This is a genomic window from Bradyrhizobium sp. B025 (genome assembly GCF_042257955.1).
GTDB lineage: Bacteria > Pseudomonadota > Alphaproteobacteria > Rhizobiales > Xanthobacteraceae > Bradyrhizobium > Bradyrhizobium diazoefficiens.
In genome coordinates this window covers 4,128,723-4,148,571 of sequence record NZ_CP170150.1, presented here as the reverse complement: position 1 = coordinate 4,148,571, position 19,849 = coordinate 4,128,723, and the positions used below count along the sequence as shown (strand labels likewise).

Below are 19,849 nucleotides of genomic sequence, written 5' to 3'. Positions count from 1 at the left end.
ACGGCCGTTCGGAGACGCGCTCGCCCCCTTCGCAAAAATTGCTCAAAATCAAACGTTTAGAGCAACTTCCGACGACGGGGGCTGAAGTCGTTCGCCCTGACTCTCGGCTGAACTGAGGTCTTTTTAGCACGCCAAGGCGGTCGCGCCAGCGATTACCTTGCACCGCCTCATTTGGCATCCTTGGCGGCGACCGCCTGGCGGTCGCGCGCGGCGGCAAGCTCGGCCTCGATCTTGGCGCGCTGGTCCGGCGGGATGACCGCCTGATCGCGCTCCGGCGGCAGATCATGCACCGGCAAATAGGTGCCGGGCTCCCTGGAATGCGCCTGCGCATCCGCAGGCGTCATATCCGCGAGCTGACTCGAGCAGCCGCCCAGCGCGAACGCCACGCTCAGCAGCGCGCCGCAGATCAGCAGCGACTTTTGCAGGTCCCTCAACGCCAACACTTGGGAAAATCCCCTACTCGTCCCAAAGCACGGCCCCGGGCAACCTTACCCAAGACCACGCCCAAGCTCAAACCATTGCTGCCCAAATGGTCCGAGCGAGAAAACACCCCGGCACTACCAAACCGAGCGGTGCGGCTCGATTGTGACGGAACCAAGAAAATTTGTCGCAGTGCAACACATCTTCGAGAGTGTTTAACGTCAAACATGCGAGCTTCGCGGTGACGAATACGGAATGAATCGTTACTGTTCTGCCCATGAGTATGGCCACGACCGACACGCCCAAACCCGAGACGAAGTTCGATGCGGAAGCCTTCGCGATGAATGTCGCGCGGGCGATGGAGAGCGGCGGCAAGGCGCTGGCCGCCTTCCTCAAGCCGCGCGAGAGCGGCGAGGTGCAGGACCGTCCGCCGGCCGAGCTTGCCGAAGTCGTCAAGGCCTTCACATCGGTCGCCGAATACTGGCTGTCGGACACCTCGCGCTCGTCCGATCTCCAGACCAAGCTCGCCAAGGACTATCTCGACCTCTGGGGCGCGGCGGCGCGCCGCATGGCCGGCCAGGACGCCCCGCCCGCGATTGCACCCTCGCCGCGCGACAAGCGTTTCGCCGATCCGGAATGGAAGTCGAACCAGTTCTTCGATTTTGTGATGCAGCTCTATCTGCTCACGACCAAATGGGCGCAGGAGCTGGTGCGTGACGCCGAGGGGCTCGACCCGCAGACCCGCCGCAAGGCCGAGTTCTACGTCCAGCAGGTCACCAACGCGCTGTCGCCCTCGAACTTCGTGCTGACTAATCCGGAAGTGCTGCGCGAGACGGTGGCGAGCAGCGGCGAGAATCTGGCGCGCGGCCTGAAGATGCTGGCCGAGGACATCGCGGCCGGCAAGGGCATGCTGAAGATCCGCCAGTCCAACCCGGACAATCTCGTCGTCGGCGTCAACATGGCGACGACGCCGGGCAAGGTGATCTACCAGAACGAGATGATGCAGCTCATCCAGTATTCTCCGACCACGGAGAACGTGCTGCGCACCCCGCTCCTGATCGTGCCGCCCTGGATCAACAAGTTCTACATTCTCGATCTCAAGCCGGAGAAATCCTACATCAAGTGGTGCGTCGACCAGGGCATCACCGTGTTCGTGATCTCATGGGTCAATCCCGACAAGCGGCTCGGTAACAAGAGCTGGGAAGACTACATGAAGGAAGGCCCGCTCACCGCGATGGACGTGATCGAGAAGGTCACCGGCGAGATGAAGGTGCACACCGCCGGCTATTGCGTCGGCGGCACGATGCTCGCGACCACGCTGGCCTGGCTCGCCGAGAAGCGCCGCCAGCGCGTGAGCTCGGCGACGTTCTTCGCGGCACAGGTGGACTTCACCCATGCCGGCGATCTCCTCGTGTTCGTCGATGAGGATCAGATCGCATCGCTCGAGCACGACATGAAGACCGCCGGCGTGCTCGAAGGCTCGAAGATGGCGATGGCCTTCAACATGTTGCGCTCCAACGATTTGATCTGGTCCTACGTCGTCAGCAATTACCTGAAGGGCCAGCAGCCGAGCGCGTTCGACCTGTTGCACTGGAATTCGGATGCGACGCGCATGACCGCGTCGAACCATTCCTACTACCTGCGCAATTGCTATCTGGAGAACCGGCTGTCCACGGGCACGATGGTGCTCGACAACACGCTGCTCGATCTCTCCAAGGTCAAGGTGCCCGTCTACAACCTCGCCACCCGCGAGGACCACATCGCGCCGGCCGAGTCGGTGCTGTACGGCTCGCAATTCTTCGGCGGCCCGGTGAAATACGTGCTGTCCGGCTCGGGCCACATCGCCGGTGTCGTCAACCCGCCCGCCTCGAACAAGTACCAGTACTGGACCAACGACAACATCAAGGACGTCAACGTCGCCGAGTGGATGAAGGGCGCGGTCGAGCACAAGGGCTCGTGGTGGCCCGACTGGCGGCAATGGCTCGGCGAGCTCGACCCCGAGGAGGTCCCGGCGCGCGCAGTCGGCAGCGAGGCGCTCCCCCCGATCGAGGATGCACCCGGCAGCTATGTCAGGGTTCGCGCATAGCGGAATCTCCTGCGCTTGTATAAGCTCGCCTTCAGCACAGTGATGAATGAGGGGACCGGGTTATGACGCGTGAATTGTTCTGGCTGACACTGACGGTGATTTTCACTGGCATCCTGTGGGTCCCCTACATCCTCGACCGCTGCCAGGTTCGCGGGCTGTCGGGCGCCATGGCAAACCCCTCCCGCAGCGACAAGCCGCAATCGCCCTGGGCGACGCGACTCATGTTCGCGCATGACAACGCCGTGGAAAATCTCGTGATCTTCGCACCGCTGGTGCTGATCCTGAACGCGATCGACTATTCGTCGAAATGGACCGTGCTCGCTTGCGCGGTCTATTTCTGGTCGCGCGTCGCACATCTGATCGTCTACGCGATGGGAATCCCGGTGTTCCGCACCCTCGCCTTCACCGTCGGCTTCCTCGCGCAGGCCGTGCTGGCGCTGGCGATCTTCAAGGTGCTTTGAGCATCCGAAAAGCAGGCGCAGGCCCCTGCGATCTGCGATATTGTCACGCGGGCTGAGGCAGCCGAAGCGAGGATTCCGGATGCGGACCCTTCTTTCAGCCATCGCGATGATCGCGCTCGCCGGATTTGGCGGCGAGGTGCAGGCGCAATGCTCCGAACTGATGCGCCTGCGCAGCGAAGCCATCGAAGCCACCAAGCCGATGAACCGTGGATTGATGCCGGACCGCTGTAACGCTTACATCCGCGCATCGCTCGCCTGGAGTTCCCTGCACGGCTACGCGCAAGACCATCAGGAGGCGTGCGACATCTCCAGCCGCTCGCTCGGTGAAATCGAAAAGTCTCACCACGACGCGGTGGTGGCGCGTGACAATGTCTGTGCCGGCCGTCCTGTTCGGCCGTTTCCGGCGGACGTGATTTTGCGCTGAGTTTTGGCCCGACACGAAGGGCCCCGGCAGCCGCGTATCTTGCTGCCGAGCATTCCCGGCGTCATGGCGAGGCGCGAAGCAATCCAGACTGTCGCCGCGGAAAGATTCTGGATTGCTTCGCTTCGCTCGCGGCGACGGTGGAGAGAGAGCCTTGCCGCTACGCCTCCGGCAGGCCCAGCATCAGCCGCATGTTCTGCACGGCCGCGCCCGAGGCACCCTTGCCGAGATTGTCGAGCCGGGCGACCAGCACGGCCTGGTGATATTTGTCGCTGGCGAAGACGTAGAGCTCGAGCATGTTGGTCTCGTTCAGCGCCTCCGGCTCGAGCCGGCCGCCCTTGCTCGCCTCGTTCTGGAGCGGCATCACCGAGACGTATTTCGAGCCGGCGTAGCGTTTCGCCAGCGCGGCCTGGAGATCGGCACCGCTGGGCTTGCCCGGCAGCGTGTCGAGCTGGAGCGGCACCGAGACCAGCATGCCCTGCCGGTAGTTGCCGACCGAGGGAATGAAGATCGGCCGCCGCGTCAGGTTCGAATAGAGCTGCATCTCCGGCAGATGCTTGTGCTCGAAGCCGAGGCCGTAGAGCTCGAAGGACGGCGCGCTGCCGTCTTCGAAGCTCGCGATCATCGACTTGCCGCCGCCGGAATAGCCGCTCACCGCGTTCACCGTGACGGGATAGTCTGATGGCAACAGCCCGGCATCGACGATCGGCCGCAAGAGCGCGATCGCGCCGGTCGGATAGCAGCCGGGATTGGAGACCTTCTTCGCGGCCTTGATCTTGGCGGGCTGATCCGGCGTCAGTTCCGGAAAGCCGTAGGCCCAGTCGGGCGCAACCCGGTAGGCGGTCGAGGCGTCCAGCACCTTCGGGCCCGACGGCCCCATGCTGTCGATGAGCGCAACCGTCTCCTTGGCGGCCTCGTCGGGCAGGCAGAGGATGACGAGATCGACCTCCTCCATCAGCGCCTTCTTCACCGCGGGATCCTTGCGCTTGTCGTCGGCGATCGTCTTCACCGCGACATCGCTCTGGAGCTTCAGCCGCTCGTTGATGCCGAGCCCGGTGGTGCCGGAGCCGCCGTCGACGAAGACGGTGGCGGGCTTGGTCGCAGCGCCCGCCTTCGGGGCCTGTTTGGTATCAGTAAGGCTCATGGCACGCTCCTTTCGAGCTTGTTGGTTTCGGCCGCGAAGGCTTCCGGCCTCACGTCCTGCATCAGTTGCGCGATCTCCCTCGCGTCGGCGGCGGGTTGCGCACCGAGCGCGTTGGCGATCGCCGTATAGTCAGCGTCCGATTTGTGCTGGTTGAGCTTGAAGCTGCCTTCGACCTCTTCAACCGTCATGATCAGGCCCACGATCCCCTTCTTCATTGCCTCGAGCCGGCCCGCCGTCATCTTGCCCGACGTCCACGGCTTCTTCGGCAAGAGCCAGCTCTCGAACTTGTCGCTGAGCGTATCGATCTGCACCGACAGCTCGTCATCCGACAGCAGCCGCACCGACCCGGTCAGATGCACCGACTGGTAGAGCCATGTCGGCACCTGGTCCGGCGAGACGTACCAGTCCGGCGATACATAGGCATCGGGGCCGTTGACCACGAGCAGCCAGGAGGTCGCGCCGTCCGCAAGCTTTAGCAGCGGATTGTGACGGGCGACATGAAAGGCGGCCTGCGGCGTGCCGTCGGCGGCATAGGTCAGGTAGAACGGCAGCGGCGAGGCGACCGGCCTGTGGCCGTCGAAGGCGCACATCGTGCCGAAGCCGCGCTCCTCAGCGAATTTCAGGCTCGCGGCGCGGTCCTGCTTGAAAAAAGGTGGGGTGTACATCGTGGTCTCCTGCTGGGCCTCCTTGGGGGGCCGCCGGATCAGATCGCGCTGACAGGAGAAAGAATGCCGCGGATCGGGTCCAGCGGCAAAGACGATGATCTCAAACGCGATCGACCGCCCAAACCGCTAAAGAGCGGCGGCGGCGACGGGCGAACAGGATGGTCGCGGCGTTGATCATGGCGCGGGGCTATAGGGCCAGATCCGGTTCCCGTCAAGGTTCAGGCGTCAGATCACGCGCCAGATCCATTCCATGATCTTCGCGATCACGTCGCCGAACAGCAGCAGCGCCGCCGACCAGACCAGCGCCGAGACGAAATTGGCGGCCTGGAAGCTCCAATAGGGCATCTCGAAAATGCCGGCAGCAAGCGGCACGGACGCGCGCAAGGGGCCGAAGAACCGGCCGATGAAGATGCTGGGCACGCCCCAGCTCCGCACGAAGGCCTCACCCCTGGGCAGAAGTTCCGGATAGCGCGAGAGCGGCCACATCTGCGCGACATGCTCCTTGTAGCGATAGCCGAACCAGTAGGAGACCCAGTCGCCGAGCGCCGCGCCGAGGCCGCCGGCAATCCACACCGGATAGAAGCTGATGCCGCTGACCCCGATCAGCGCGCCGATCGCCACCAGTGCGCCCCAGGCCGGAATGAGCAGCGAGATGAAGGCGAGCGACTCCCCGAACGCCAGCAGGAACACGATCGGAGCCGCCCAAGCCTCGTGAGCACGCACGAAGTCGGCCAGTGCGTGCGCAAACTGCTCCATGCCAGAATAGCCTTCCCGCCCCGTCTCAAGGTCCTGCTCAGTGAAAAAGACTGGTAAGCCAGGGACTTGTGTGACATCAAGTCACAAAACCCGGCTGAGCGTCGACCTCACCGTCAAATTGCCGGGAACAGAGCGGCCCGCGGCGTAAAATCGCCGGGATTAGCTCCCAACCCCAGCCCCCGCCGGCCCTGCGGTGACCTTTCCAGGCCAGCCGTGTCATAGTCGCCCGAACCGATTCGCCGCCCGCGCGGCCCTCAAAACACATCAAAATTCATGTCCAAGCAGTTGAAACCAAAAGCAAAAGACGACTTTTTCGGCGGCAACGAGCCGAAGCCCCGCGCCGCCGCCAAGGCGTCGCCACGCGCGGGCGGCGCGGAAGCCGACTACACCGCGGCCGACATCGAGGTGCTCGAAGGCCTGGAACCGGTGCGGCGCCGACCCGGCATGTATATCGGCGGAACTGACGAGAAGGCGCTGCATCACCTGTTCGCCGAAGTCATCGACAACTCGATGGACGAGGCGCTCGCCGGGCACGCGACCTTCATCGGCGTCGAGCTCAGCGCGGACGGCTTTCTCACCGTCACCGACAACGGCCGCGGCATCCCGATCGATCCGCACCCGAAGTTTCCGAAGAAGTCGGCGCTCGAAGTCATCATGTGCACACTGCATTCGGGCGGCAAGTTCGACAGCAAGGTCTACGAGACCTCGGGCGGCCTGCACGGCGTCGGCATCTCCGTCGTGAACGCCCTCTCCTCCCTTCTCGAGGTCGAGGTCGCGCGCAGCCAGAAACTCTACCGCATGACGTTCGAGCGCGGGCACCCCAAGGGCAAGCTCGAGGATCTCGGCAAGATCAACAACCGCCGCGGCACGCGCGTGCGCTTCAAGCCCGATACCGACATCTTCGGCGCCAAGGCCGCGTTCAAGCCGCAGCGCCTGTTCAAGATGACGCGTTCAAAGGCCTATCTGTTCGGCGGCGTCGAGATCCGCTGGAACTGCGCGCCCGAACTGCTCAAGGGCATCGACGACGTGCCGGCGGAAGCGACTTTCCACTTCCCCGGCGGCCTGAAGGATTATCTCGCCGCCGCGATCCACGCCGACACGCTGGTGCATCCCGACATCTTCTCCGGCAAGTCGGGCCGCAACGGCGCGCATGGCGCCTGCGAATGGGCGGTCGCCTGGACCGCGGATGCCGACGGCTTCCTCTCGTCCTACACCAACACGGTGCCGACGCCCGATGGCGGCACGCATGAATCCGGCCTGCGGAGCGCGCTGCTGCGCGGCCTGAAGGATCACGCCGAGCGCGTCGGCCAGGGCAAGCGCGCCTCGTCCATCACGTCGGAAGACGTGATGGTGGGTGCGGCGGTGATGCTCTCGGTGTTCGTGCGCGAGCCTGAATTCCAGGGCCAGACCAAGGATCGGCTCGCTACCGCCGAAGCGCAACGCATCGTCGAGCAGGCAATGAAGGATCCGTTCGACCATTGGCTGTCGGGCAATCCGAACCAGGCCAACAAGCTGCTCGACTTCGTGATCGACCGCGCCGAGGAGCGCCTGCGCCGCCGCCAGGAGAAGGAGACCGCGCGGAAAACCGCGGGCAAGAAGCTGCGCCTGCCCGGCAAGCTCGCCGACTGCAGCGACGCCGGCACCGAAGGTTCCGAACTGTTCATCGTCGAGGGCGACTCGGCCGGCGGCAGCGCCAAGCAGGCACGCGACCGCAAGACCCAGGCCGTGCTGCCGCTGCGCGGCAAGATCCTCAACGTCGCTTCTGCCGGCAAGGACAAGCTGACGGCGAACGCCCAGCTTTCCGACCTCGTGCAGGCGATCGGCTGCGGCACGCTCGCGCAATATCGCGAAGAGGATCTGCGCTATCAGCGCATCATCATCATGACCGACGCCGACGTCGACGGCGCCCATATCGCCTCGCTGCTGATCACCTTCTTCTACCGGCAGATGCCGCGGCTGATCGACGAGGGCCACCTCTTCCTCGCGGTGCCGCCGCTCTACAAGCTCACCCACGGCTCGAAGTCGGTCTACGCCCGCGATGACGCGCACAAGGAGGCGCTGATCAAGAGCGAGTTCAACGCCAACGCCAAGGTCGAGGTGAACCGCTTCAAAGGCCTCGGCGAAATGATGCCGGCGCAGCTCAAGGAGACCACCATGGATCCGGCCAAGCGGACCATGCTGAAGGTGGTCCTGCTGGCGGATGATCGCGACACCACCGCCGATTCGGTGGAACGTCTGATGGGCACCAAAGCCGAGGCGCGGTTTGCCTTCATTTCGGACAAGGCCGAATTCGCGAACGAGGATCTGCTCGACGTCTGACCTCGCGCGGTCCCGTCGAAAAGCCCCGGCTCAAGTCCGGGGCTTTTTCATTTGTGGAGACGATACCGCCCTCGTCCCGGCACTTCATGCCGGACGCCGCCGCTCCACGCCGCGCACCGGCCCGCGACTCGGCCCGCGACTCACCGGCACCAAGGCCGAGGCAGGACTACCTCCGCTTCGGACAAGGCTGAGTTTGCTAACGAAATCTTACCCGGGCCAGGAATTCGAGAATCCACATAACGCACTGAAATTACATCTCTTTTTGTAAGTCTAACGTCATCCTCCCCGGGGCCGGCCGGCGGGCGTTTTCCGGCGACTGTGCCTGCCACGCAACAGCATTTCGGCGGAAAGCGTCTATAGTCCGGGCATCAGATGACACGAACTTCAGTGCGCTCGCGCCTGCTACAGACCAAGGTTGGGGATTTTATCATGAAGAAGATTTTGCTGGCTCTGACCGCGGTTGCGGCGATGACCGGTTCGGCCTCGGCGGCTGATCTCGCGGCGCGTCCCTACGTGAAGGCTCCGATGGCGGCTCCGGTTGCCAACTGGACCGGCTTCTACATCTTCGGCGGTGGCGGCGGTGGCCTGTCGAACGCTGACCAGAGCGTGGTTGATACTGTCACGGGCACCCCGCTGACGATCACCCAACGCCAGGGTGGCTCGGGCTGGTTCGGCACCGTCGGTCTCGGCTACGACTGGCAGTTCAGCGGCACTTGGGTCGCCGGTGTGTTCGCCGACGGTCAGTTCGGCAGCATCCGCGCCACCATTCAGGATCCGATCTTCGGCATCACCGGCAACCAGAAGCTGGAAGACTCCTGGGCCGCGGGCGTTCGCCTCGGCTGGCTGGTCGCCCCGAACGTTCTCTCCTACGTCAATGGCGGTTACTCAGGCGCTCACTTCGGCCAGACCAACTTCACGGACCTCGCGGGCGTGCCCGTCGGCGCTCATCTCGCCAGCTACAACCGCAACGGCTGGTTCATCGGTGGCGGCGTCGAGAACAGCCTGAATATCTTCGGCATCACCTCGCCCGGCTGGTTCATGAAGACCGAATATCGCTCGGCCTTCTACAATGCCAAGACCCAGACCGAGCTGCTCGACGCCGGCAACGTTCCGCTGGTCAACAGCATCCGCGCCAACAGCTGGAACCAGACGGTTTCGACCTCGCTGGTCTACCGCTTCAACTGGACCGGCCCGGTCGTCGCCAAGTACTGATCCGAACGCAAGTTCAGACGTCAAAGCCCCGGCATCGTCCGGGGCTTTTTCGTTGCGGGAATGCCGGCGGCCGACGACCGCCTTCAGCGACTTGCAGGCGCAGGCGAGCTGACTTCGATCTCCGCCCGGTCCGTATTGGTGATCGCCCTACCCCGAGCAGCGCGCATCGCCGTGGCTCCCGCTTACGCCGGACGCTTGTGCGAGCGCCGCCGTTGTATCCGAACCGCAGCTACGGTTACTGTGCGCCCAAGTTTTCGTGGCCGCGGCAGTCGTTCATGCCTTAGGCCGCGGCGGAACCAGACCAACGGGGAGGAATGCATGCGCAGATTTCTGCTGATCGCAGGCCTGTTTGTCCTCGCCGTCGGGCTGCTCTGGATCGGACAGGGCACGGGCACCGTTCCCTGGCCGCGATCGAGCTTCATGGTCAACCAGCTGCAATGGGCCGGCCATGGTGCTGCCATGGCCGGGTTCGGGCTGGTCCTGATCTGGCAAAGCAACCAATAGAAGAAACCAGGAAGTGAAAGCATGACATCCAGCCGGTTCGATCTCCGCGGCAAGGTCGCGATCGTCACAGGAGGCAATGGCGGCATCGGGCTCGGCCTCGCGCACGGGCTCGCCGATGCCGGCGCCAATATCGCCGTGGTCGGGCGCAACGAAACCAAGTCGGCCACCGCCGTTGCCGATCTCAGACAGCGCGGCGTGAAGGCAATCGCCGTCACCACCGACGTGACCGACCAGGCGGCGGTCGCAGCCATGATCGACCGCGTCGTCAAGGAGTTCGGCCGCATCGACATCCTCATCAACAATGCCGGCATGAGCATCCGCAAGCCGCCGCACGAGCTCGAGCTCGACGAGTGGAACAAGGTGATCGATACCAACCTCACCAGCGCCTTCGTGTGCTCGAAGCTGGCCTATCCGGCGCTGAAGGCGTCCGGCAACGGCAAGGTGATCAACATCGGCTCGATGATGTCGATCTTCGGCGCCAGCTTCGCGACGGCTTACGCGGCGAGCAAGGGCGGCATCGTGCAATACACGCGCGCCTGCGCCAATGCCTGGGCGCCCGACAACATCCAGGTCAACGCCATCCTGCCGGGCTGGATCGACACCGACCTCACCCGCGGCGCGCGGCAGCAGGTGTCGGGCCTGCACGAGCGCGTGCTGGCGCGGACGCCTGCGGGGCGCTGGGGCGAGATCGACGACTTCGCCGGCATCGCGGTGTTCCTCGCCTCACCCGCCTCGAACTTCGTCACGGGCACCGCGATCCCCGTTGACGGCGGGTTCTCGGTGATGGCCTAAGACGCACGCTCGCTGCACGAAAAAAAGAGCCCCGGCAATGCCGGGGCTTTGAATTTGTCAGTGATCGTCTTTTTTGCTGCTTGGTCGTTCGTTGCTCAGTAGCGCGCGATGGCCGGCGCGTCGAACTTGTAGCTCGCGCGCACGACGGCCCACTGGATGTCGCGCGGCTTGGCATCGAAGGTGTAGTTGCCCGCGAGGCCGCCGAGCTGATAGGTCTGGCTGCCGAAGGCCGCGTAGTTGTACTCGAGGCCGACGATCCAGTTGCGGGTGACGCCGTATTCCCAGCCGGCGCCGACGGTCCAGCCATTGGCCCAGTGAGTCTGGCCGCCTGTAGCCGTCACAACGGGGTCGGTGACCGAGAGCCGATTGTTGACGCCCGCGTAGCCGCCCTTGATGTAGAAGAGGTTGTTCTGCACGGCAAAGCCCGCGCGACCGACGACCGTCGTCAGCACATTGGCACGCCAGGAGAACACGTCGTTCGCCGGGGCGAACGCGGTGTTCACGACGGTGCCCTTATTGTCGAGGCCGGAGATGGTGCCTTCCATGCCGAACACATAGTTGTTGGCCTGCCAGTTGTAGCCGATCTGGGCGCCGCCCATGATGCCGGAGCCGCGCTGACGATAACCCTCTCCCGGGAGCAAATCGCCGAACGCCGCGCCCGTCCCGTTGTTGATGAACTGCTCGTTGGTCCAGGCGCCACCGATGTGGCCGCCGACATAGAAACCGGTCCAGTTGAACAGCGGCTCGACATAGGCGGGCGCCTTCGTGTAGCGCGCACCGAGATCGGCGGCGGCAGCGCCGGTCGAAACCAGCGCGGTCGTGCAGGCGAAGGCGGCAATCAATTTTTTACGCATGGTACACCCCGTGTCCTTTGATGGGCGCACGCTCACATGCAGGTCTTACTCAAATTTGAATCAACAAAGTTAAGACGCCGGATTGGCAGGTTGCGGTGCTTGAATCCGTCTGCGCTGTTGCACGCCCGCAACGCGCCGCGCGCGATTTAACGCGAAATTATCCCTACCCGATTACAGCGCTACGATGCCGGCGCGGCCTTGGACTGAACGTGCTCGGGCCGCACGCCGAGCGCGATCAGGCGCGCCGGGATGCCCTGGAGCCATGGCAGCGCGGTGATCAGGCGCACGATCAGCGGCACCTTCAACGGCCGGTCGCCGCCCTGCAGGGCGCCGCTGATGATGTTGTTCTGCACGATCACCTGCATGGCTTGCGTCATCTTCACCGGGAACTCGCGCCGGCGGCGCACGGCGTCGAGCTCATCCTCGGACGGGCAGCCGTGCTGAAGCTTGTCCGCGAGCAGGTTGGCGGTCGCGACCGCATCCTGCACGGCGAGATTGACGCCGACGCCGCCGACCGGCGACATCGCATGCGCGGCGTCGCCGATGAGAAGCAGGCCCGGCCGCGTCCAGCGCGCCAGGCGGTTGATCGCGACGGTGAGCAGCTTGATGTCGTCGAAGCTCTTCACGTCGGCAATGCCGCTTCGGAGGATCGGCGCCATGCGCACGACGTCGTCGAGCAGCGCCTGCAATCCCCTCGCCTTCACCGCATCGTGCTGCCCCTTGGCGATGACGTAGGCGCATTGCCAATAGTCGCCGCGGTCGAAGGTGATCATCATCTTGCCGGGCTCGACGCGAGCGAACACACTTTCCGTCTCGTCCGCCTTGCGGCCGGCGCGAAACCACAGCACGTCCATCGGTGCGCCGATTTCCACGACCTCGAGACCGGCGCGCTCGCGCACCGTCGAATGCCGGCCGTCGCAGGCGATGGTGAGATCCGCCTCGATGTCGATCGGTCCCTCCGGCGTCTTTGCCCGCACGCCGGCGAACGTCTCACCGCGGCGGATCAGGTCGACGGCTTCCGTGTTCATCATCACCCTGAGCGAGGCGAAGCGCTTGCCGGCCTCGCGCAGGAAGTTCAGGAAGTCCCATTGCGGCATGAAGGCGATGAACGGGTACTTCGTGTTCAGCCGGCTCAGATCGGCGATGCGCACCGGCGTACCGCCGAACAGGCCGTCCATCTTCTGCAAGCGCTGGTGCGGCAGCTTCAGGAAACCGTCGATCAGGCCGAGCTCATCCATCACCTGGAGCGTCGATGGATGCACGGTGTCGCCGCGAAAGTCGCGAAAGAAATCCGCATGCTTCTCCAGCACCACGACGTCGATGCCCGCGCGCCCCAGGAGATAGCCGAGCATCATGCCGGCGGGTCCGCCGCCGACGATGCAACACCGGACTTTTACGGAGGAACTCGGGTTCAAGGCCGCCCCTCATTTACGACTTAAGTTTTCTGTGCGGTGCAGCAAGCAAGTTTAATTTGCCGCAGCTGTGAATGCCCGTTAGCGTTGCAACGAATTTCGATTTCTTTCAGGAAATTGCGGTGCGGACTATCCTCATACTGCTCGGCGTCTGGATCCTGATCAACGTGCTTTTCGTCGTGATCATGATCCCGCCGCGGAAGTCGCATCGGCGGCAGACCGGCACGCTTGCGCCGGTGCCCATCGACCAGAACGGCTATCCGTTCGAGGAGCCGGAGAAGCTCCTGCTTCGCCACGTCATCATTTCGATCGCGATGGGCGCGCTCTTCTCGCTCGCTCCCCCCTTGATCGAAGCCGTCGAGTCCATCAAGCGCCGCATCAGGAAGCGCCGCGCGTAGCGGCGGCGGACGCCGCCTGCGCGACACCTCAGTTGTTGCTGCGGTTCGCCGCGCGAAAACTCTTGATCTCCGATACGCTGCCGTCGCGATAGGTCAGCTCCACCGAGACGAACTGCGTGGCCGGAGCGAGCTTCATGTAGAGCGGCATGCCGGCGGTGATCGCGCTGGGGTCGCGCATGTCACACCCCGGCATCTTCAGCACCTGGTTGGGTACCGCGGTGTCGATGCCGATGCGCACCTCGCGGATGGCGCAGCGGTAGGACACAAGGTGCGTGTAGTAGACGAGCAGCCCGTTGAACTCGCGGAATGACAGCCAGCTCGTCGCGGTCATGTCGAGGATCTTGCGCTGGTCGCGGATCAGCGCGGCCTCGGGATCGAACCTGATCGGGAACGGGCCCTGCATGTCGCCCGACTGATCGACATAGCGGACCTCGATGGTGCCGGCCTGTGCATCCGGCGGCAATTCGATCGACGGGTTCGGCATCCGCTTGCGCGTGCGCGGATCGAGCGTGTCGATGAATCCGGTCTCGCGGAAATCGCCATTGCCGGCCATGCGCCAGGAAATGCCGAGCGTCGGATCGGCGAAGGAGAACACCACGCTCCAGCCGCCATTGTGGCGCGAGAAGCTCGCGATCGGCGCGTTGGTGGTTTCCTCCTTCTGCACGCGCGGCACCGACACCGGCGGCAGCGCCGCAAGCTTCTGCGCCGGCGGATCGGCCGGCCGCGCAGCCGCGTCTTTCGCGATACCGCTCAAGAAGACGTCGTCGACCATCTGGTCGAAATAGACCGGCACCTGCCTGTGCTTGACGGTGTCGGCCATTTCGCTGACGAGACGGCGGGTGCGCTGCGCCACCTGCACGAGGTTCTCGCCGGGTTGCAGCAGCTCCTTGGCGAAGGTGCGCGTGAACACCGAATTGGGATCGGCGTCGTCGTTGGAGAGGCGATCGAGCGCGGTCTGGCGGGGACCGGCCGAGAACACGGAGAACACGCCTTCGGGCAGCTGCATCATCGGCGCGAGCCCGCCGCCGGCGACCGCGCGGGTCCCTTTGCGCTCGAACGGATTGTTGCGGCAAGCGTCGAACACCAGGATCGAGGTCCGCGCCTTCTTGTTTTGAAGGCGCTCGACGATGCGGTCCGCCAGGATGGAGGCGTCGCGCACCAGCTCTTCCTGCCCTTCCGTCGCCGCCGGCACGTCGGTCGGCAGCAGGTAGTTCTGGCCCGCGATCTCGAAACCGTGGCCGGCATAGAAAAAGAAGGCGGTGTCGCCGGGCTCGATCGCCCGGTCGAACGCGAGCAGCGTCTCGGAGAATTGCTGCCGGCTCTGGTTCTCCGCGACCATCACCGAGAAGCCGAGCTGCTTCAGCGTGTCGCCCATGGTGCGGGCGTCGTTGACCGCCTTGAGCAGTTTCGGGACGTTCCTGTAGTCGTTGTTGCCGACGACGAGCGCGACGCGCTTCTCGGCACAAGCAGGAAGCGCGAAGCCGCCAAGGCTCGCCGCGAGGCCAAGGGTCACCAGAATTCTGAAAAGCCGACGCGTCATCGAAAAATTCCCGTTGCAGGACGGCTTACCGCCGGCGCCCCTCGTACAGTCCATTGTCGACCTTCGGCCGTTGTTGTCATAGTCGGTCCAGCCATAGCGGCGGTTCAACCGGCACAGCCACCGGTTCCATCGTCTGGGCCTATGGCAAGAACAGCTGGAATCTGCTTTCTCTTAGGCGCAATTCCGTTCGCGGACGAGGGGCTATCGTGTATCGCTGGTGCACTGACGAGGTCGAGCCGCAGGAGCGCTTCGACTATTGGCGCGAGGTGCGCGCCAAGGGCCTGTTCGGCGTCACCGCCGAGCTCGAGCGCGAACGGCGCGCGGACTTCTTCGGCGAATTCTCACTGCGCCAGCTCGGCGCTGGCGGTCTCGTCGAGCTGAAGGCCTCGCACTACACGGTCGAGCGCAGCACCTCGGACATCGCCTACACACCCGGCGACAGCATCTGCGTCTATCAGCAGCTCGGCAGCGGCGGCTGGTTCGGCGGCATGCGCGGATCCGACTTCGCGATCGCCAATGGCAGCTTCGCCACCAGCCATACCGACCTGCCCTATCGCACCGCGCCACTCGGCGCCGGGGGCTTCCACCTGCGCATCCTGAAGATCCCGGTGAGCCGCATCCCGGCGCAGGACAGGCGCATCCGCGAACTCACGCCGAAGACCTTCAATGACCATGCGCTGGCGCCCCTGCTCGCGGCCTGCTTTGCCGATCTCGGCGAGGCCGCCGCTGGCGATGACAGTGCTGCCGATGCGACCTCCCTTGTCCAGACCTCCTTGGTTCAAGCGCTGGCCCATCTGGCGCTGATCGAGCGCGGCATCGTGCGCCCCGGCAGCCGGCTCGGACAGGCTGCGCTGCGGACCGCCCGTCTCTCGCAGGCGCGGCGCCTGATCGCGCGCCACCTGCAAAACCCGGACCTGGCGCCGTCGATGGTGGCCGACCTGCTCGGCGTTTCCGTGCGTCACCTGCACATGCTGTTCGAAGCCGCGGAGAAAAGCTTCTCGCAGACCGTGACCAACGAGCGCCTGAAGAGAAGCCGCCGCCTGCTGCGCGAGGCGCCGGAGCGGTTGATCGCCGACATCGCGACCTCCTGCGGCTTCGAGAGCCTGGCGACCTATTACCGGGTCTTCAACGCCGCCTATGGCATGGCCCCCGGCGACTTCCGGGCCCGGGTCCCAGAGGGGCATTAGGCGCCGCCTCCGCCCGGCCAATGGCCGAGGCGAAAAACCCCAGCCGGGCCCGCTATTTGGGTAAAACCTCAGGGTTTTTAGGGCCTTCCCGCGCCTGCTCCATTGACTTTGGCCAATTCCCGCCTATGTTCCGGGGCGACGCAGCTCGGATCGAAGAGCGATTCCTGAGCCTTGCGCTTTGTTCGCGTGAGTCAGCACCCCCAGCTTCCTAGAGAGCGCGCCGTTTCGGGGTGGAACGCGACCAGCCTTATTACCCTCGATTCCGAACGGCGGTTTCGACCAGAGGCTCAATGTCCTTTTCAAATCTCGGACTATCCGAAAAAGTCCTCGCCGCAGTGGCGGCCACCGGTTACACCACCCCCACCCCCATTCAGGAACAGGCGATCCCTCACGTCCTCGCACGCAAGGACGTCCTCGGCATCGCCCAGACCGGCACCGGCAAGACCGCGGCCTTCGTGCTGCCGATGCTCACCATCCTCGAAAAGGGCAGAGCCCGGGCGCGCATGCCGCGCACCCTGATCCTGGAGCCAACCCGCGAGCTCGCGGCACAGGTCAAAGAGAATTTTGATCGCTACGGCGCCGGCCAGAAGCTCAACGTCGCCCTGCTGATCGGCGGCGTCTCGTTCGGCGACCAGGATGCCAAGCTGACGCGCGGTGTCGACGTGCTGATCGCAACCCCGGGCCGCCTGCTCGACCACACCGAGCGCGGCGGCCTGCTGCTCACCGGCGTGGAACTGCTCGTCATCGACGAAGCCGACCGCATGCTGGACATGGGCTTCATTCCCGACATCGAGCGCATCTGCAAGCTCGTCCCGTTCACGCGGCAGACCCTGTTCTTCACCGCGACCATGCCGCCGGAAATCCGGCGCATCACCGAGACCTTCCTGCACAACCCGCAGAAGGTCGAAGTCTCCAAGCCCGCCACCACCGCCGTCACCGTCACGCAGTCCCAGGTCCCGGCCGGGCGCGAGGCGCATGAAAAGCGCGAACTGCTCCGCCGCCTGCTGCGCGAGGCGAAGGATCTCAAGAACGCGATCATCTTCTGCAATCGCAAGCGCGAAGTCGCGATCGTTCACAAATCGCTCCAGAAGCACGGCTTCAGCGTCGGCGCGCTGCACGGCGACATGGACCAGCCGGCCCGCATGGCCGCACTCGAGCAGTTCCGCAAGGGTGAGCTGCCGTTGCTGGTCGCCTCCGACGTCGCCGCCCGCGGCCTCGACATCCCCGAGGTCAGCCACGTCTTCAATTTCGACGTCCCTCACCATCCCGACGACTACGTCCATCGCGTCGGCCGCACCGGCCGCGCCGGCCGCAGCGGTACGGCGATCTCGATCGTCACGCCGCTCGACCAGAAGTCGATGGTTGCGATCGAAAAGCTGATCGGCCAGAGCATTCCGCGCGCTGAAGGCGACTACGAAGTCCACGCAGAAGCCGGCGATGCGACCGACCGTCCGCGCGAGCAGCGCGGCCGCGAACGTTCACGCGGCGGACGCGGCAAGCCGCAACGCGGCCGCGACCGTGAGCGCAGCCACGAGCCGCGCGAGGCGCGGCCTTCAGCCGAAGCACGCCCCGCCCCCGAGGCGAGGCCCGCACGCGAGCCGAGACCTCCGCGCGAAGCCAGGCCATCACCCGAGCCGCGTCACGGCTCGCGCCCGCAGGCCAATGCGTCGCATGTGCCGTCGATCGGCCGTCCCGAACCGCGCCGCCAGCGCGAGGCCGACACCGAGCCGGGCGATCATTCCCACCTTCCGGCGTTTCTGTTGCGCCCGGTCCGCTCCCCCGCCGGCGCCTGAAGCGCGACGCGTTTCAGGTTGGTTGAGACAGAGCGCCGCACACGTTTTCAGACGCATTCGTGAACGTATATTTACGGGTCGTTCACGATCGTCCGTTAGCCTACGAACATAATTTAAGCATTGCTGCGGTCGACGATGCATTGGCCGCCGTGGGGTATGTTCCGTGGTCAAGGTGCTCGACGAACACGAACGCACGATAGCGTTCGCCGAGGTGGCGCTCGGTCAGATTCGATCGCTTCGGCAGACAGCAATTCCCCGCAATTACGAGATCTGGTACGTCTACGCGACCGGCTACAACGCACCGCTCAACAAGATCATCAACGAGACGCTGGCCCGCCACGGCAAGCTGACCGAAGCCGATCTCGAGCAGATCTACGAGACCTATCTCTCCCACATCAAGACCACCGACCGCATCGACAAGGTCGGCGCGCGCGTCATCGGCGAGATCGATGACGTGATGAAGGTTCTCGGCGATGCGCTCGGCATGACCGGCTCCTACGACGCCAGCCTGTCGGACGCGACCGAAAGGCTGTCGTCGGCCAAGAGCCGCGAGCAGATCAAGGCGATCGTCGAGACGCTGGTGCGCTCGACCAGCGAGATGCGCGAGACCAACAAGGCGCTGGAAGACCGGCTGACGCTGTCCAGGAACGAGATCAGCAATCTCCAGCAGAGCCTGGAGGCGATCCGTGCCGAGAGCCTGACCGACCCGCTCACGGGCCTCGGCAACCGCAAATATTTCGATCGCATGATCGGCATGGCCGTTCAGAGTGCGCTCGCATCAGGCGAGCCGCTGTCGCTGCTGCTGTTCGACATCGACCACTTCAAGTCGTTCAACGATTCCTACGGCCATCTCACCGGCGACCAGGTGCTGCGCCTGGTCGGTCTGTCCATGAAGCAGACCATCAAGGGCCAGGACATCACCGCGCGCTATGGCGGCGAGGAGTTCGCCGTCCTGCTGCCCAACACCGCGCTGCGCCAGGCCCTCACGGTCGCCGACCACATCCGCCGCGCCGTGATGGCGAAGGAGTTGAAGAAGAAGTCCACCGGCGAGATTCTCGGCCGCGTCACCATCTCCGTCGGCGTCTCCATGCTCAAGCCGGGCGACGACACCGACGCGCTGATCGAACGCGCCGATGCCTGCCTCTACGCCGCCAAGCGCAACGGCCGCAACCGCGTGATCTGCGAAGCGGATCCGGAATTCGCGGTGGAGACGCACAGCCGGGTGGCGTGACGGAAGCACCGCGCTGAACCGCGCGCGCTTGACATTCTTTCCTGACGGGCGACATCTTCCGCGCTGGCTCAACGCGCCTGACGCGAGGACATGTCGTCTTGCCCAACCCTCATGATTTCCACACGCCGCAACCGTCCTACACCAGGGACGAGCTGCTGAGGTCGAGCGAAGGCGGCTATTTCGGTCCCGGCAATGCGCAATTGCCGGCACCGCCGATGCTGATGATGGACCGCATCTCCGAGATCAGCCTGGACGGCGGCGAGTTCGGCAAGGGCCATATCGTCGGCGAGCTCGACATTGTACCGGGCCATTGGTTCTTCGACTGCCACTTTCGCGGCGATCCGCTGATGCCGTCCTCTCTCGGGCTCGACGCCATGTGGCAGATGATCGGCTATTGGCTCGGCTGGTCGGGCTCACCGGGCAAAGGCCGCGCCATCGGCGTCGGCGAGGTGGAATGTACGGGCGAGATCACACCGACCGCGCAACGCGTGCGCTACGAGGTCGCCATGCGCATGGTCCGGCGCGGCAAGCTGGTGCTCGGAATTGCCGACGGCCGGATGCTTGCCGATGGCGCCTGCGTCTTCACGGCCAAGGATATGCGGGTAGGCCTGACCAAAGCGGTGGAGTGAAGTCGTGTAGGGGTGGGCAAAGGCG

The 19,849-nt window shown here is 64.6% G+C and carries 19 protein-coding genes; 12 read left to right on the top strand and 7 right to left on the bottom strand.

Annotated elements, in window-relative coordinates:
• Positions 1–167: 167 nt before the first annotated feature.
• A complete protein-coding gene (locus ACE10W_RS19095) occupies positions 168–443 on the bottom strand; it encodes a hypothetical protein (RefSeq protein WP_028171283.1) in 276 nt (91 codons plus the stop codon).
• Between the two features lie 254 nt (positions 444–697).
• On the opposite strand from ACE10W_RS19095, the gene ACE10W_RS19090 reads away from it, so the two are divergent.
• The 3 genes from ACE10W_RS19090 to ACE10W_RS19080 all read left to right on the top strand — a co-directional run bounded on the left by ACE10W_RS19090 (position 698) and on the right by ACE10W_RS19080 (position 3,391).
• Complete coding sequence (locus ACE10W_RS19090; protein WP_271557383.1) at positions 698–2,506, top strand: alpha/beta hydrolase; 1,809 nt, start codon at positions 698–700, stop codon at positions 2,504–2,506.
• Positions 2,507–2,568: 62 nt separating this feature from the next.
• A complete protein-coding gene (locus tag ACE10W_RS19085) occupies positions 2,569–2,967 on the top strand; it encodes an MAPEG family protein (RefSeq protein WP_011087131.1) in 399 nt (132 codons plus the stop codon).
• 79 nt (positions 2,968–3,046) lie between these two features.
• Positions 3,047–3,391: a hypothetical protein gene (locus ACE10W_RS19080; protein ID WP_271557382.1), complete on the top strand. Its 345-nt coding sequence runs from the start codon at positions 3,047–3,049 to the stop codon at positions 3,389–3,391.
• A gap of 157 nt (positions 3,392–3,548) precedes the next feature.
• Here ACE10W_RS19080 and argC read toward each other — a convergent pair whose 3' ends face one another.
• The 3 genes from argC to ACE10W_RS19065 all read right to left on the bottom strand — a co-directional run bounded on the left by argC (position 3,549) and on the right by ACE10W_RS19065 (position 5,953).
• Positions 3,549–4,532: an N-acetyl-gamma-glutamyl-phosphate reductase gene (argC, locus tag ACE10W_RS19075; RefSeq protein WP_271557379.1), complete on the bottom strand. Its 984-nt coding sequence runs from the start codon at positions 4,530–4,532 to the stop codon at positions 3,549–3,551.
• Positions 4,529–5,197, bottom strand: coding sequence for an FMN-binding negative transcriptional regulator (locus ACE10W_RS19070; RefSeq protein ID WP_271557377.1), 669 nt, complete (start codon positions 5,195–5,197; stop codon positions 4,529–4,531). The genes argC and ACE10W_RS19070 overlap by 4 nt, the downstream gene beginning before the upstream one ends.
• 225 nt (positions 5,198–5,422) lie before the next feature.
• On the bottom strand, positions 5,423–5,953 hold the full coding sequence (locus ACE10W_RS19065) for a DedA family protein (protein ID WP_011087128.1): 531 nt from the start codon (positions 5,951–5,953) through the stop codon (positions 5,423–5,425).
• 273 nt (positions 5,954–6,226) lie between these two features.
• Here ACE10W_RS19065 and parE point away from each other — a divergent pair, with 273 nt between their 5' ends.
• From parE to ACE10W_RS19045, 4 genes are all read left to right on the top strand, one after another.
• On the top strand, positions 6,227–8,272 hold the full coding sequence (parE, locus tag ACE10W_RS19060) for a DNA topoisomerase IV subunit B (protein WP_011087127.1): 2,046 nt from the start codon (positions 6,227–6,229) through the stop codon (positions 8,270–8,272).
• A 429-nt stretch (positions 8,273–8,701) separates the two neighbouring features.
• Positions 8,702–9,484 carry an outer membrane protein gene (locus tag ACE10W_RS19055; protein ID WP_038967111.1) on the top strand — a complete coding sequence of 261 codons (783 nt, stop codon included), beginning with the start codon at positions 8,702–8,704 and terminating at the stop codon, positions 9,482–9,484.
• Positions 9,485–9,802: 318 nt separating this feature from the next.
• Complete coding sequence (locus tag ACE10W_RS19050; protein WP_375762673.1) at positions 9,803–9,988, top strand: hypothetical protein; 186 nt, start codon at positions 9,803–9,805, stop codon at positions 9,986–9,988.
• A gap of 21 nt (positions 9,989–10,009) precedes the next feature.
• Positions 10,010–10,780 (top strand): SDR family NAD(P)-dependent oxidoreductase, encoded by a 771-nt coding sequence (locus ACE10W_RS19045; protein ID WP_060911855.1) that lies wholly within the window; start codon positions 10,010–10,012, stop codon positions 10,778–10,780.
• Positions 10,781–10,875: 95 nt separating this feature from the next.
• On the opposite strand, the gene ACE10W_RS19040 is transcribed toward ACE10W_RS19045, so the two are convergent.
• Both ACE10W_RS19040 and ACE10W_RS19035 read right to left on the bottom strand, forming a co-directional pair.
• Positions 10,876–11,634: an outer membrane protein gene (locus ACE10W_RS19040; protein ID WP_271557372.1), complete on the bottom strand. Its 759-nt coding sequence runs from the start codon at positions 11,632–11,634 to the stop codon at positions 10,876–10,878.
• A 179-nt stretch (positions 11,635–11,813) separates the two neighbouring features.
• Positions 11,814–12,989: an FAD-dependent oxidoreductase gene (locus ACE10W_RS19035; RefSeq protein WP_011087123.1), complete on the bottom strand. Its 1,176-nt coding sequence runs from the start codon at positions 12,987–12,989 to the stop codon at positions 11,814–11,816.
• 179 nt (positions 12,990–13,168) lie between these two features.
• Here ACE10W_RS19035 and ACE10W_RS19030 point away from each other — a divergent pair, with 179 nt between their 5' ends.
• Complete coding sequence (locus ACE10W_RS19030) at positions 13,169–13,444, top strand: hypothetical protein (protein WP_028171274.1); 276 nt, start codon at positions 13,169–13,171, stop codon at positions 13,442–13,444.
• Between the two features lie 28 nt (positions 13,445–13,472).
• Here the strand turns inward: ACE10W_RS19030 and ACE10W_RS19025 are convergent, their stop codons facing one another.
• Positions 13,473–14,984 (bottom strand): caspase domain-containing protein, encoded by a 1,512-nt coding sequence (locus ACE10W_RS19025; RefSeq protein WP_375762672.1) that lies wholly within the window; start codon positions 14,982–14,984, stop codon positions 13,473–13,475.
• A gap of 206 nt (positions 14,985–15,190) precedes the next feature.
• On the opposite strand from ACE10W_RS19025, the gene ACE10W_RS19020 reads away from it, so the two are divergent.
• From ACE10W_RS19020 to fabA, 4 genes are all read left to right on the top strand, one after another.
• Positions 15,191–16,171: a helix-turn-helix domain-containing protein gene (locus ACE10W_RS19020; protein ID WP_271557366.1), complete on the top strand. Its 981-nt coding sequence runs from the start codon at positions 15,191–15,193 to the stop codon at positions 16,169–16,171.
• Positions 16,172–16,461: 290 nt separating this feature from the next.
• Complete coding sequence (locus ACE10W_RS19015; RefSeq protein WP_038967106.1) at positions 16,462–17,964, top strand: DEAD/DEAH box helicase; 1,503 nt, start codon at positions 16,462–16,464, stop codon at positions 17,962–17,964.
• Positions 17,965–18,127: 163 nt separating this feature from the next.
• Positions 18,128–19,195 (top strand): GGDEF domain-containing protein, encoded by a 1,068-nt coding sequence (locus ACE10W_RS19010; protein ID WP_375762671.1) that lies wholly within the window; start codon positions 18,128–18,130, stop codon positions 19,193–19,195.
• Between the two features lie 98 nt (positions 19,196–19,293).
• Positions 19,294–19,824, top strand: coding sequence for a bifunctional 3-hydroxydecanoyl-ACP dehydratase/trans-2-decenoyl-ACP isomerase (gene fabA, locus ACE10W_RS19005; RefSeq protein WP_271557361.1), 531 nt, complete (start codon positions 19,294–19,296; stop codon positions 19,822–19,824).
• Positions 19,825–19,849 lie beyond the last annotated feature (25 nt).